Source organism: Shewanella aquimarina, assembly GCF_023349185.1.
GTDB lineage: Bacteria > Pseudomonadota > Gammaproteobacteria > Enterobacterales > Shewanellaceae > Shewanella > Shewanella aquimarina.
In genome coordinates this window covers 21,708-36,010 of record NZ_JAKIKY010000002.1, presented here as the reverse complement: position 1 = coordinate 36,010, position 14,303 = coordinate 21,708, and the positions used below count along the sequence as shown (strand labels likewise).

At 54.7% G+C, this 14,303-nt stretch carries 13 protein-coding genes; 4 read left to right on the top strand and 9 right to left on the bottom strand.

Annotated features, from left to right (window positions below):
* Positions 1–4 precede the first annotated feature (4 nt).
* Both L2731_RS02275 and L2731_RS02270 read right to left on the bottom strand, forming a co-directional pair.
* A complete protein-coding gene (locus L2731_RS02275) occupies positions 5–976 on the bottom strand; it encodes a DUF2333 family protein (protein WP_239852663.1) in 972 nt (323 codons plus the stop codon).
* A gap of 12 nt (positions 977–988) precedes the next feature.
* A complete protein-coding gene (locus L2731_RS02270) occupies positions 989–1,489 on the bottom strand; it encodes a copper chaperone PCu(A)C (protein ID WP_239852664.1) in 501 nt (166 codons plus the stop codon).
* A gap of 17 nt (positions 1,490–1,506) precedes the next feature.
* Here L2731_RS02270 and L2731_RS02265 point away from each other — a divergent pair, with 17 nt between their 5' ends.
* Positions 1,507–2,244 (top strand): enoyl-CoA hydratase, encoded by a 738-nt coding sequence (locus L2731_RS02265; protein ID WP_249251662.1) that lies wholly within the window; start codon positions 1,507–1,509, stop codon positions 2,242–2,244.
* 15 nt (positions 2,245–2,259) lie between these two features.
* Here the strand turns inward: L2731_RS02265 and L2731_RS02260 are convergent, their stop codons facing one another.
* The 6 genes from L2731_RS02260 to L2731_RS02235 all read right to left on the bottom strand — a co-directional run bounded on the left by L2731_RS02260 (position 2,260) and on the right by L2731_RS02235 (position 6,895).
* The gene (locus L2731_RS02260; RefSeq protein ID WP_249251975.1) at positions 2,260–2,625 is read right to left on the bottom strand and encodes a hypothetical protein; all 366 of its coding nucleotides are present in this window, start codon (positions 2,623–2,625) and stop codon (positions 2,260–2,262) included.
* Between the two features lie 12 nt (positions 2,626–2,637).
* The gene (locus L2731_RS02255) at positions 2,638–2,844 is read right to left on the bottom strand and encodes a PspC domain-containing protein (RefSeq protein ID WP_011864344.1); all 207 of its coding nucleotides are present in this window, start codon (positions 2,842–2,844) and stop codon (positions 2,638–2,640) included.
* A gap of 197 nt (positions 2,845–3,041) precedes the next feature.
* Complete coding sequence (locus L2731_RS02250) at positions 3,042–3,320, bottom strand: hypothetical protein (RefSeq protein WP_239852668.1); 279 nt, start codon at positions 3,318–3,320, stop codon at positions 3,042–3,044.
* 286 nt (positions 3,321–3,606) lie between these two features.
* Positions 3,607–4,596: a tRNA dihydrouridine(20/20a) synthase DusA gene (gene dusA / locus L2731_RS02245; RefSeq protein WP_239852669.1), complete on the bottom strand. Its 990-nt coding sequence runs from the start codon at positions 4,594–4,596 to the stop codon at positions 3,607–3,609.
* Positions 4,597–4,791: 195 nt separating this feature from the next.
* Entirely contained in the window at positions 4,792–5,454 is a 663-nt protein-coding gene (locus L2731_RS02240; protein ID WP_041508338.1) for a single-stranded DNA-binding protein, read from the bottom strand.
* A gap of 73 nt (positions 5,455–5,527) precedes the next feature.
* Positions 5,528–6,895, bottom strand: coding sequence for an MFS transporter (locus L2731_RS02235; protein WP_249251661.1), 1,368 nt, complete (start codon positions 6,893–6,895; stop codon positions 5,528–5,530).
* 202 nt (positions 6,896–7,097) lie between these two features.
* Between L2731_RS02235 and uvrA the strand changes: the two genes are divergently transcribed.
* The 3 genes from uvrA to L2731_RS02220 all read left to right on the top strand — a co-directional run bounded on the left by uvrA (position 7,098) and on the right by L2731_RS02220 (position 13,106).
* Entirely contained in the window at positions 7,098–9,923 is a 2,826-nt protein-coding gene (gene uvrA / locus L2731_RS02230) for an excinuclease ABC subunit UvrA (RefSeq protein ID WP_249251660.1), read from the top strand.
* A 131-nt stretch (positions 9,924–10,054) separates the two neighbouring features.
* Positions 10,055–11,068 (top strand): M28 family peptidase, encoded by a 1,014-nt coding sequence (locus L2731_RS02225; protein WP_249251659.1) that lies wholly within the window; start codon positions 10,055–10,057, stop codon positions 11,066–11,068.
* Positions 11,069–11,315: 247 nt separating this feature from the next.
* On the top strand, positions 11,316–13,106 hold the full coding sequence (locus L2731_RS02220; RefSeq protein ID WP_041508334.1) for a DEAD/DEAH box helicase: 1,791 nt from the start codon (positions 11,316–11,318) through the stop codon (positions 13,104–13,106).
* A 51-nt stretch (positions 13,107–13,157) separates the two neighbouring features.
* On the opposite strand, the gene L2731_RS02215 is transcribed toward L2731_RS02220, so the two are convergent.
* Positions 13,158–14,285: an NAD(P)/FAD-dependent oxidoreductase gene (locus tag L2731_RS02215; protein ID WP_239852674.1), complete on the bottom strand. Its 1,128-nt coding sequence runs from the start codon at positions 14,283–14,285 to the stop codon at positions 13,158–13,160.
* Positions 14,286–14,303: the final 18 nt, after the last annotated feature.

The following is a 14,303-nucleotide window of genomic DNA, read 5'->3' as shown; positions in this document are numbered from 1 at the left end:
CTAATTAGCCTTGAGTCAATAAGTTAGTTAAATCGATCACCGCGGCATTGGCGCGGGAAATATAATTGGCCATCACCAAGGAGTGGTTGGCCACTATGCCAAACCCAGATCCGTTCAACACGATCGGGCTCCACACAGGCTGCTGTGTCTCTTCCAGCTCACGAATGATCTGCTGCAAGCTGACTTCAGCATTTTTCTTCTTCAATACGTCGGCAAAATCCACCTCAATAGCCTTCATGAAATTCAGCAGAGCCCAGGTCGCGCCGCGGGTTTCATAGAAGACATCGTCGATCTGCCACCAGCCGGTCTTGATCTCCTGGCTGGCCAGATTAGGCGTCGACTGGCTGGCCTCAGTGTCACCGGCGAGATCTGTGTTGATCCGCTCCTGACCGACGCTGGCGGACAGGCGCTGCGACATGCTGCCCAGGCGCTTCTGCACCTCTTTGAGCCACTCATTGAGGTTATCGGCACGGGCGTAGAACTGTGCATCGGGATTATTGGTGTCGGCGATGCGGGCACGATAGAGCTTGAGCAGCTTTATGGCATCGCGATACTCGCCCTCGGCGCTCGGCACTAACCAGCTCGTGTGTTCGATATTCAGCTTAGAGTGGGCAGCCAGCAGATCTTTGTCGGCGGTAGACTGCGACTGGGAACGGCTAAATTCCTTGCGCATGATCAGCGCCAGGTCCCTCGCCTGCTCGATGGCGCCAAACTCGAAGGCCGGCATGTTATCCATAAACAGCGAAGGCGGCATCACATCGTTGGACAGCCAGCCGCCGTTTTTATCGAGGAGGGTTTCCATAGTCAAAATCAGAGAGGTGGTGGTCGCGTAGCCCACTATCTTATGACCCGTCTCGTTATTGAGCTGATAGGGCTCGATACTGTCTGGCTCTACACTCCACCATACGCTGATGATATAGCCAATCAAAAATAAGACGGCCGCCGCCAGGCTGACCCGTTTCCATGTTACCTGCATACTCTTACTCCATTAATGGTGATGATGGTGCTGGCCATCATCTTGTGTCGCCATCGCTTGCTTGCTCACCGGCAGCGTTACTTGCTGCTCGCTGCCATCGCTAAACTTTAGCCTCAACACCACTTCCTGTCCTTCCGTCAGCGGTTTTTTTAATCCCAATAACATCACATGTTTGCCCGAAGGCATGAGCTCAAGGTTGCCGTGACTGGCCAGGGTAAATTTGGGGAGTTGACGCATCTTCACCACGCCTTCTTCTTCCACCAGGGTGTGCAGCTGCGCCTCGGCGGCTACCTCGGTCTCGACGCCGACAAGGTCGACCTCAGGCCCGTGGTTCATCAGGGTGAAATAGGCGGCACTATTGGGCACGCTCGGCGGCATGGCCCTGACATAGCCATCGACAAACATGACGTTTGCCAATACGGAAAATGAAGTGCATGATAGCAGGACAAAATTAAACGCGTGTTTGAAAATCTGTTTCAATGCCTTAAACTCCTTTTTAACCCCATTTGCCATATAAGGATTATTGACCCATGAGTAACATTCAATTTCAGGATGAGCAGGGCGTACGCATCATCACGATCAATCGCCCCGAAAAACGTAATGCGCTTAACCTTGAGATGTATACTCAGCTCACAGAATACCTTATCCAAGGGGAGTCAGACAACGGAATTAACGCCTTTCTCCTCAAAGGTGAAGGCGATTGTTTCACCTCGGGCAACGATGTTGCTGACTTTTTAAAAAATAGTGACTTAGGGCCAGATCATCCGGCATTCAAGTTTCTGTTCAGCCTGCTGGATCTGACTAAACCTTTGGTTGCTGCGGTCAGCGGCCCGGCCGTCGGCATAGGCACTACCCTGCTGCTGCATTGCGACCTCATCTACGCCGACAACACGGCTAAGTTTCAGCTTCCCTTCGTCAACCTAGCACTGGTGCCTGAGGCCGGTGCTAGCCTACTGCTGCCCCGTCTGGTCGGGCAGGCCAAGGCCAGCGAATTGCTGCTGCTCGGTGAGGCCTTCGATGCCCAGAGCGCCCTATCGATAGGGCTTATCAACGATCTGCTGCCAAGCGATAAATTGATGAGCCATGCCCTGAACCAAAGCATCAAGCTGGCGAAGAAGCCACCTCAGGCACTCAGAGCCAGTCGCAGGCTAATACGTGGCGATAAGGCGCCAATAAGAGAGCAGATGCTAAAAGAGTTGGAAGAGTTTGCCATTCGCCTGCAGAGTGACGAGGCCAAGGCGCAATTTAACGCCTTCCTGAGCAAATAAAGAAATTGGGCCAGGCTAGTCGACCCGGCTGGCTTGGCCTACGCCCCAGGCGGCGAGCAATAAGAGAATAATCGGCCAAAACAGCGAAAAACCGGCAAACAACATGGCGATGGCACTCAGCACACAGAAAGAGGAGACCAGGGCGATAAAACTAAAGGCCAGGGTGAGCCAGAGTAACAGAATCAATAACAGGGCACTGACCAGCGCCGTACTCCACAGGCCAATGTCGATCCACTGAGGGGACTCCAGGCTGATATAAAACCAACGCGCTTCAAAATAATGTCCTAGCGTCAACAGCACCGCTGCAACAAAGAGGAAGACCCCCAAGGCCAGCAGGATATCCAGCGCTTTTTGTAAATTCGTACGTCCCTTCACGCTCATCATCCCAAAAGGCTAGTAGCCTGGTTTCCATTTCGGTAGCACCAGCGCCAAGACAAAATAAACTAACAAGACGAAAGCCGGATTCATAAAGGCTGCCACGGCCCAGACCACACGTGTCCACAGGCAAGACCAGGCAAATTTGTCTGCCGTCATCGCCGCCACACCACATACCATGCTGCGGGGATTCTTTAACCTTCTAACCAGATCATCGATATTCATAATATGTGTCCTTCACTATCAACAAAATCGTGAGCCCCGGCTATAACACCTTATGCCATTTCAGGGTACAGACTAAGGTTGCGCAGAGCGCGAAGCTCAAAACAGGGAGCAGTAACAGTGCTGCCAACTCAAACAGATAAGTCATAATGATTCCCTAATCAGTGGTATTCCTTAACCAAAGTGATGACTTAACCAGTTTATTCCTTAACCATTGCGCTCTTCATTGGCGCCTCTTCACTCTTAGTCGCCGTTTCAGCCAGCTTAAGGTTGGTATCGAATAATGACTCCGATAGCTGCGTCTGCAGTGAAAGTGTCAGCTCTTGCTGAGCGGTCACCATCATCTCCTGCATCTGAGTCGCCAAATGACGTTCTAGCTTGGCGGTGATATCTGTAGGGATAAAGTCATCTGCCGAGGCAGAGAAGCTAGCACCTACCAGTAGAGAGGCGATTAGCGATACTTTAGTTAGCTTGTTCATGATGTCTTCCTTTCCATTTCGTTTATGACATCTTGGATAATACAAGGGGTGTGCCAACTTTTCGCAAACAATATAATCATTTGATAAATAAGGATTTATAGGTTTACCTTGGTGAAAGACTTAGGCGAAGGCAAAGACGACGAGATGATGAAGATAGTGAGTTTCACCACCGGCTGGTAATTTTCACTAACTTTAGTAATGAGTATAAAATTTAGACAAAAAGAGCCGCTAAGTTATCAGCGGCTCTTTTAGAAAATGATGAGATAAGCTTCTATTTAATCAGCAATTATTTAAGATCCATACTGGCCCTAGCCTGATGGACCACCTCGATACCGGCGCCAGGCTTATGAGCATTCTCGCTCAAATAACGACGCCAGGCACGAGACCCCGCCTCGCCCTGATACAAACCTGTGATATGACGGGTAATATGATTCAGGCGACCACCGGACACTAGATGTTTCTCTATATAGGGAATCATATTCTCCAAAACGGCATCTCTGCTCAGCACAGACTTATCCTGACCGCACAGTTGTTGATCCACCTGAGCCAATATGTAAGGGTTCTGATAGGCTTCACGTCCCACCATGACACCGTCTAACTGCTTAAGGTGCTCGCCGCACTCTTCAAGTGTCTTGACCCCACCATTGATGGAGATGCTCAGCTGAGGATAATCCCGCTTGAGGCGATATACCCTGTCATAGTCAAGCTCGGGGATCTCGCGATTCTCCTTGGGACTCAGCCCCTGCAACCAGGCCTTGCGGGCATGAATAATAAAGGTGTCGCAGCCAGCCGCGCTCACCTTGTCGACGAACTCGGTGAGAAACTCATAGCTGTCTTGCTCGTCGATGCCGATGCGGGTCTTCACCGTTACCGGAATGTCGACCACCTCATTCATGGCCGCCACACACTGGGCCACTAAATCTGGCTCCGCCATCAGACAGGCACCGAAACGGCCATTCTGCACACGATCCGACGGGCAGCCAACATTCAGGTTAACCTCATCATAGCCGCGCTCGGCCGCCAGCTTGGCACACTTGGCCAGGTCTTCAGGATTTGATCCCCCCAGCTGCAGCGCCAGCGGATGCTCCTCTTGGTTATAGGCCAGGTAATCGCCCTTGCCATGAATGATCGCCCCGGTGGTGACCATCTCGGTATAGAGCAGCAGCTCAGAGGACATCAGGCGCGCGAAATAGCGGTAGTGTCTGTCGGTCCAATCCAGCATGGGCGCAATGGAGAAGGTACGATTAATAGCAGTTGGCATAGTGGCAGATGACATAAATAAGGGTAACCCAAGTTTAGCAGTCGCCCTCTCTCGGGCTGGGCGCGCATTTTACACCGCATGACAACAAATGAACACTCCCGCGGGATGACGCCAATCGGCGCGCGCTAAGAAGAGCATAGCGCGGCAGAGTCTAAGAAAAGAAAAACCCTGCCACGGCAGGGTTTTAAGCAAACATTTGTCGACCTAATCCTAGAACGGGATATCGTCGTCCCAACCGTCATCCAGATCCGGCGTGAAGTTCTGTTGTGGCTGAGGCGCCGGACGCTGCTGCGGAGCCTGCTGTTGCGGTGCGGCCTGTGGCTTAGGCGCATAGGCTGGTGCCTGCTGCGGCTGAGCGCCATAACCTTGCTGCTGTGGTGCAGCCTGTTGCTGGGCACCATAACCACCTTGAGGAGCCGATTGCTGAGGTTGTTGCTGACGCTGTGCCGGCGCAGATTGCTGAGGTGCGTACTGGTTCTGGTTTTGCTGTTGCGGCGCGCCATAACCTTGCTGACCACCCTGACCACCTTGGCCACGGCTATCCAACATCTGCATCTCGTTAACGTTGATCTCTGTCTTGTAGCGATCTTGTCCGGTCTGCTGATCCTGCCACTTGCTGGTCTGCAGCTTACCTTCCAGATACACTTTCGAGCCCTTCTTCAGGTACTCACCGGCGATCTCCGCAAGACGACGATACATTACAATGTTGTGCCATTCTGTACGTTCTTGCATCTGACCTTGTTGGTCTTTCCAAGACTCACTGGTCGCCACTGTAAAGTTGGCTACGGCGTTGCCGTTTGGCATGTAACGAACCTCGGGATCTTTCCCTAGGTTACCGACCAAAATTACCTTATTGACACCACGACTGGCCATTGAAATCTCCTGCGATAATCTTATAAATCTAAATTGAGTACAGATGCTCGGCCCATATTCGGCCGTGGATCTGTTAATTGGAAGAGCCTAACACAGCTCGCGCCTGTCTCAAATCGAAATGCTCATCAACTTTCAAATAAGCGACCTTCTCCTCGAGCACGACTATGGCCTCGGCCACGCCGGGTAGCTGCGACAGCTCGGTTGCCATGGCACGGGCCTGTTCCTTGCCTTCGACTTCGGCTTCCAGGGTATAACTCTTTAATAACACCGGGTTTTGCATACCGAATGTCAGCAGCAGCCACAGGCACATCAGACCGAGCGCCACGGCAAACACACCCGCCGCCCCCAGCAGCTGATAGGCACCACCGCCTAACAGGCCGCCACAGAAGGCACCGAGGAACTGACTGGTAGAGTAGACCCCCATGGCCGATCCCTTGTCGCCCACTGGGCAGAACTTGGCGATCAGGCTCGGCAGCGATGCCTCGAGATAGTTAAAGCCGGTAAAGAAGAGCACCACGGCAACGCTCAGCACCACCAGGCTATTGGCAAACAACGCCATGGCGGCCAGTGCGGCAATCATGATCAGCAGCGCAATCTGAAAGGTCGCCTTAGTGTTTTTCTTCTTCACCCCAATGATGATAAGCGGCACCATGAGGAAGAAGGCCCCCACGAAGGCGGGGAAATAGAGCATCCAGTGTTTCTCTTTCGCCAGGCCCGCATCCACCAGATCCAGCGGCAGCGCCACAAACACGGCGGTCAACACCAGATGCAGGATGAAGATACCCGCATCCAGTCGAAACAGCTGAGGATCGGTGAGCATCGCCTTGAGCTTAGCCGGCGCCGCGACAGTATCGCCTTTGGGCGCCTGACCTATGGGGTTAGGCACCAGCAGCTGCACTATCACCATGCCAAGCAGCGCCAGGCCCGCGGTCATGGCAAACAGACCCGACAGGCCAAGATGCTCGGCCACGATAGGGCCCACCAGCAGAGAAAGTGCGAAGGAGAAGCCGATGCACATGCCTATGATGGCCATTACCTTAGTGCGTTGCTCGTCACGGGTCAGGTCGGCGGCCAGCGCCAACACGGCGGCGGCAATTGCCCCCATCCCCTGCAGGGCACGTCCGGCAACGACGCCATAGATTGAATCGGCCGAGGCGGCCAGCAGGCTGCCCAGCGCAAACAGGGCCAGACCGATGAGAATGATAGGCTTGCGGCCATATTTGTCCGATAGGATCCCCATGGGGATCTGCAAGATGGCCTGGGTTAGGCCATAGGCCCCGATGGCAATCCCCACCCACAGGGGAGAGAATCCCTCAAGGTGTTGTCCGTACAACGCAAAGACAGGCATGATCATAAACAAGCCCATCATGCGTAGCCCAAATACACTGGCTAGTGAAAACGCGACTCTTTTCTCAGTCTTAGACAGTCCATTATTGGCCATTATTCGCCCTGATCTGTATTCATAAATAAGTCGCGCAGTTTATCACGAAGCGGAGAAATAGCTCAAAAAGAAAAGTTGAAGATGCGAGCAAAATGCGCAATTGCCCTCCCCCCATGGCTAGATCACAGGCTGGGCTTTTCTATGACCTGACTCAATTTTTATGCGATAATCAGTCTCTTTTTCGGCACATTCAGAGAGACAGATGGACAAGATTGAAGTTCGTGGCGCCCGCACCCACAATCTCAAAAACATCAACCTGACGATCCCCAGAGATAAGCTTATTGTGATCACTGGCCTGTCGGGTTCGGGAAAATCCTCACTCGCCTTCGATACCCTCTACGCCGAGGGACAGCGTCGTTATGTCGAATCTCTGTCGGCTTACGCGCGCCAGTTCCTCAGCCTGATGGAGAAGCCTGATGTGGATCATATCGAGGGCTTGAGTCCGGCGATCTCCATCGAACAGAAATCGACCTCCCATAACCCACGCTCCACCGTGGGCACCATCACAGAGATCTACGACTACCTGCGTCTGCTGTTTGCTCGTGTGGGCGAGCCTAGATGTCCGACTCACAACCAACCATTGGCGGCCCAGACCGTCAGCCAGATGGTCGACAAGGTACTCACCCTGCCAGAAGGCAGCCGACAGATGCTGCTGGCCCCAGTGATCAACGACCGCAAGGGCGAGCACGTCAAGCTGCTGGACAGCCTGGCGGCCCAGGGCTTTATCCGCGCCCGTATCGATGGCGAGGTATGCGACCTGTCCGATCCCCCGGCGCTGGAGCTGCACGTGAAACACACCATCGAGGTGGTGGTGGATCGCTTCAAGGTGCGTGACGATCTGCAGCAGCGTCTGGCAGAATCGTTCGAGACAGCCCTGGAACTTTCCGGCGGTATCGCCACGGTCGCCTCCATGGACGGCGACGGTGAAGAGCTGCTGTTCTCGGCCAACTTTGCCTGTACCCACTGTGGTTACTCTATGGCGGAGCTGGAGCCGCGCATCTTCTCCTTCAACAACCCCGCCGGTGCCTGCCCCACCTGTGATGGTCTGGGCGTGCAGCAGTTTTTCGATGCCGACCGGGTGATCACCAACACAGAACTCTCTCTGGCCGGTGGCGCCATCCGCGGTTGGGACAGACGCAATTTCTACTATTTCCAGATGCTCACCTCGCTGGCGGAGCACTATAAGTTCGATGTCGAGGCGCCGTTTGAGAAACTGAGCGCCAAGATACGTAACATAGTCCTGCACGGTTCGGGCAAGGAGAGCATAGCCTTCAAATACATTAACGATCGCGGCGACGTGGTGGTGCGCAACCACCCCTTCGAAGGGATCCTCAATAACATGGACAGACGCTACCGCGAGACGGAATCAAACGCGGTACGCGAAGAGCTGGCCAAGTATATCAACACCCAGGCCTGTAGCAGCTGTGGTGGCTCGCGCCTGCGTGAAGAGGCCCGCCATGTGTTTATCGAAGACCTCAACCTGCCAAGACTCACCGAGTGGTCTATCGGCGAGGCTATGGAATACTTCGAGCAGCTGAGCCTGACCGGCCAGCGGGCACAGATCGCCGAGAAGATCCTCAAGGAGGTGCGCGATCGCCTAGGCTTCCTGGTGAACGTCGGCCTCAACTACCTGAGCCTGTCACGCTCGGCCGATACCCTATCCGGCGGCGAGGCCCAGCGTATCCGTCTGGCCAGCCAAATCGGCGCCGGCTTGGTTGGTGTCATGTATGTGCTGGATGAACCCTCCATCGGTCTGCACCAGAGAGACAACGAGCGTCTGCTCAACACCTTGATCCACCTCAGAGATCTCGGCAACACGGTAATCGTGGTCGAACACGACGAAGATGCCATCCGCATGGCGGATCATATTATCGATATCGGCCCGGGCGCCGGGGTGCATGGCGGTCAGGTGATCTGCGACGGCCCGCTCAAGGAGATCGTCGCCTGCGAGCAGTCGGTAACCGGCCAATATATCTCGGGCAAGAAGCAGATCCAGATCAGCGAGAAACGCGCAGAGTACGATGCCAGCAAAGTGATCGAGCTGTTCGGTGCCTCGGGTAACAACCTGAAGAATGTCGATCTCACCATTCCCGTGGGGCTGTTTACCTGTGTCACCGGGGTGTCTGGCTCGGGCAAGTCGACCCTGATCAACGACACCTTCTATAAGATCGCCCATCGCCAGCTGAACGGCGCCACGGTGGATGAGCCGGCTCCTTTCCAGAAAGTCACCGGCATGGACCACTGCGACAAGGTGGTGGATATCGACCAGAGCCCCATCGGCCGCACGCCGCGCTCTAATCCGGCCACCTACACGGGGATCTTTACCCCAATCCGTGAGCTGTTTGCCGCCACCCAGGAGGCGCGGACCCGAGGCTACAAGCCGGGGCGTTTCTCCTTTAACGTCAAGGGCGGGCGCTGTGAGGCCTGTCAGGGTGATGGTCTGATCAAGGTGGAGATGCACTTCCTGCCGGATGTGTACGTGCCTTGCGATAGCTGTAAGAGCAAGCGCTACAACCGCGAGACCTTAGAGGTACGCTACAAAGGCAAGAACATCCACGAGGTACTTGAGATGACGGTCGAAGAGGCGCGCGAGTTCTTCGACGCCGTGCCGGCCATCGCCCGCAAGCTACAAACCCTGATGGAGGTAGGTCTCTCCTATATCGGCCTGGGTCAGAGCGCGACAACACTTTCGGGCGGTGAGGCCCAAAGGGTCAAGCTGGCCAAGGAGCTGAGTAAGCGCGATACCGGCAAGACTCTCTATATCCTGGATGAGCCGACCACGGGCCTGCATTTTGCCGATATTCAGCTGCTACTGGACGTACTGCATAGACTCAAGGCACACGGTAACACCATAGTGGTTATCGAGCACAACCTGGATGTGATCAAGACGGCAGACTGGATCGTCGACCTCGGCCCAGAGGGCGGCTCCGGCGGCGGCACCATACTGGTCAGCGGCACGCCTGAGCAGGTTGCCGAGCATCCAAGTTCCCACACGGCGCGCTTCCTCAAGCCGCTGTTAAAGGGCTAACTCAAGCCACTATTAAAGAGCAGCTCAAGCTGACGGCATTAAGAAGCCAGCCCCGACGGGCTGGCTTTTTTGTTTATTTCACGCACAAACCCAGGTAGCTTAGGAGTTTTCGAACCTAAGGATAGTCTTCGTTGAAAACGCCTCATCCACTTGTCGACATCAGGCGCCCGCGACCCGCACTATTTGTTGCCCTGCTCTCCCTAGGCCTGCTCTCGCTGATTCTACAAGGCTGTGCCGAGAGCCCGAACGATAGGCGCTGCGGCGATGACTACCAGCTCGCCTGGAGCAATCAAGCACGGCTCCTCGCCCATGTCGAGACCCTCAGCAGCGACCAATTCACCGGCCGCAAGACAGGCACAGACGGCGCCGCCCTGGCCCGAGACTACATAATGAGCCAGATGCGACAGGCGGGTCTCACTGCCTGGCAGGGGCATTTCAATCACGATTTTGAATATGACTATCAATTCGGCACCCGCCTGGGCACCAATGTCATCGGCATACTGCCCGCAAGCCACCCCAGCGATCGCTGGCGAGTCGTAGCGGCCCATTATGATCACCTGGGCAAGCAGGGCCACAAGCTTTATCATGGCGCAGACGATAACGCCTCGGGCGTCGCCGCCCTCTTGGAGATCGCCGCCCATAGCGTGAGCCGAGCAAGAGATACCAACCTGATGTTTATCGCTACCGATGCCGAAGAGCCCGGCCTCTACGGCTCCAAAGCCTTCGTGGATGGCTTGCTGACACCCGGAGCCCCACTCAAGGCCAGTCAGATTGAGTTAATGATTAACCTCGACATGATAGGCCGACCGGCGCGCAACGCCCGCATCTACCTCGAGGGGCGCCGTGGCTTCAGTCAGTTCCAGCAGATCAAGGCCCAACTGGAGCAGACGGTAGATCTTTGTATTCGCGCCAATCATCCCCCGGAAGCGGGCAAGACACTACAGAGGGTCGATTGGTTAAGAGCTTCAGATCATTATCCTTTTCATCAGGCAGGTATCCCCTGGCTCTACTTCGGCGTCCCGCCCCACAAGGATTATCACCAACCCAGTGACGAGGCGAGCAAGATAGATGTTAATTTTCTGGCCGCTGTTACGGAAACCGCCTATAAACTATTAATAATTGACACTTATCTCTTGAATAACTAATACAAACCACAGGGATTTTTGTATTTTTGAAAAATATAACCCACTGTTAACTAAGTGGTTAAATTAACGACATCTGGGTTTACTGCGAAAATTATGCCAGGTGGTGGAAAGATATCAGGCTTACTGTTATAATAATCGGCTTACTGATTCGTTTTCGGTGCGGGAAGTCGACACGGGGTTGATTTTCTGTCTTTTACATCTTTTGGTGCAGTCTCTGCACTTTAGTTACACCACAAGGCTACAACCCATGTCATCCAGTGAAAAAACTTTCCGCGAACTCGGCCTGTCCGAGCCTTTGTTGCGTGCTCTCGACGAGCTAGGTTATGAAAATCCTACGCCGATCCAGGCCGCCAGTATCGACCCCCTGATGGAGGGTAAAGATATTCTTGGCCAGGCACAAACCGGTACGGGTAAAACCGGCGCCTTCGCCCTGCCCCTGCTCAACGCTATCGATCCTAGCCGCAACGTGCCACAGATCCTGGTGCTCGCACCGACTCGCGAACTGGCGGTACAGGTTGCCGAAGCCTTCGGTAGTTACTCCAAGTTTATGAAAGGCCTGCATGTACTGCCTATCTATGGCGGTCAGAGCATGCATCAGCAGCTTAACGCCCTACGCCGTGGTCCGCAGATTGTTGTGGGAACCCCAGGGCGCGTCATGGACCACATGCGTCGTGGCACCCTTAAGCTAGAAACACTCAATGCCCTGGTGCTCGATGAAGCAGATGAAATGCTCAAGATGGGCTTTATCGACGATATCGAGTGGATCCTGGAACACACACCACAGGAACGTCAACTGGCGCTGTTCTCTGCCACCATGCCTGAGCAGATCAAACGCGTTGCCAACAAGTACCTGCAGACACCGGTACACATCAGCATCGCCGCCAGCCACACCACAGTTGAGTCTATCGAACAGCGTTTCGTGCAGGTTTCTCAGCACAACAAACTCGAGGCCCTGGTACGCGTACTGGAAGTGGAAAACACCGAAGGTATCATCATCTTCGTTCGTACCCGTAACTCCTGTGTCGAGCTGGCCGAGAAGCTGGAAGCCCGCGGTTATGCCTCATCGCCACTGCATGGCGACATGAACCAGCAGGCCCGTGAGCGCGCCGTTGACCAGCTCAAGCGTGGTAAGCTGGATATCCTTATCGCTACCGACGTTGCCGCCCGTGGTTTGGACGTTGAGCGTATCGGTCACGTGATTAACTTTGACATTCCATACGACACCGAAGCCTACGTACACCGTATCGGTCGTACTGGTCGCGCCGGTCGTACCGGTATGGCGATTCTGTTCGTTACCCACAGAGAGATGCGCATGCTGCGCACCATCGAGCGTGCAACCAAGAGTCGCATCTCACCAATGAACGTACCAAGCCCTGAGACAGTAGCCGAGCGTCGTCTGTCTCGTCTGGGTGAGCAGGTATCGAACACCATCAACAACGAGTCGCTGGACTTCATGCATGGCGCCGTTGCCCAGCTATGTCAGCAACTGGAAGTCGACACCGAAGTGCTAGCCGCCGCCCTACTAAATATGGTGCAACAGGAGCGTCCTCTACAGCTACCTCCAATCCAGGAGCGTCAACGCGATAACCGTGATGAGCGTAACTCACGCGATCGTGGCGAGCGTAGCCCTCGTGGTCGTCGCGAATCGCGTCCGACCCCGACAAATCTGGGCAAGGCAGATACACTGAAGGATCATCCAGACGTTAAGATGTGCCGTTACGTACTCGACGTGGGACGTGACCATGGTGTGGGTGTAGGTAACATCGTGGGTGCAGTAGCCAACGAAGCCAACATCGACAGCCGTTACATTGGCCAGATCCAACTGTTCGATCAGATCACCTCGATCGATCTGCCCGATGGCATGCCAAAAGATGTGCTGCAACACCTGAAGAAGGTGCGCGTTTGTGGTAAACCGCTAAACATTCGTGAAGCGGGTACCGAGATGGCAAACGCTAGCGATGACAATCGTGCGCCACGCCGTCGTAAACCAGCGGGTGAACGCAAGTCTCACCGCAAGGGCAACAGAGACAACGGCTAGCGTCAGGCGTTAGCAACTAAAAAAGGAGCCTATCGGCTCCTTTTTTGTTGCCTAAATAGCAGGCAGACGCCGACAGACTAGTTCGGCAATGGCTAAACTGGCGGTGAGGCCCGGCGATTCGATGCCAATAAGGTTAACCAAGCCTGCAACCCCATGCTCTGCCTCCCCCTGAATCAAGAAGTCAGCCACCTCACTATCGTCCGGTCCCTGCAATTTAGGACGGATACCGGCGTAGGCCGGCACCAAACGGTCGATATCTATGCCGGGATAATAACGGAATATCGCCTCCAAGAAACTCTGGCGCAGCGCATCGGGTACCTGGTAACTCTCCTGACTGCCGGGCGTCAAAAATTGGGTATCCGGGCCAAACTTAAGCAGGCCACCGAGATCTAAGGTGGCGTGTACGCCTAAGCCTTTCAGCCCGGGTTCGGGCACGGGATAGATGAGATGGGAAAACGGACTCTTGCCCTGATAGGCAAAGTAATGCCCCTTGCACCAATGCAGAGGTGGAATAAAGGATTTCGCCAGCCCCTCGATGCGAGCCGCTGTTTGAGTGGCATATAAACCGGCGCAGTTGATTAAGTAACTTGTGTCGATGCTCATCCGCTCCCCCAGCTGCTTCAGCTCGACCCTAAAGCCACTGCCACCGGCTTGGGCGGCGATAAATTCGCTATGGGGACAAAATATCGCGCCTTGTTCTTCCGCCTCCGCCAGCAGGCTCAGCATCAAACTATGGCTGTCGACTATGCCGGTAGAGGGTGAGAATAAGCCACCCGTCGCCGCCAGTGCAGGCTCAAACTCGGCCAGTTGACGCCGGCTGAGGGGGTAGAGATCTGTCACACCATTGGCCCAGCCTTGAGCAAGCAAGGCATCGAGCTGCGCCTGCTGCTCCGTCTGAGTCGCCACTATTACCTTGCCCAGGGGATTCACTGCGATACCTCGGCGATCACAATAGGCATATAACCTCTGCCTTCCCTCCACACACAGCCTCGCCTTGAGACTGCCGGTCGGATAGTAGATCCCCGCGTGGATCACCTCGCTATTTCGGCTACTGATACCTGTACCTATGGCCTCGGCGCGATCGATGAGCAGCACGCTTGCAAAACGCCGACTCAAGCTGGCAGCTACCGCCAGCCCTATGACTCCTGCGCCGATAACCACGGCATCGAACTTATCCATCACTCACTTCCTTAGCCT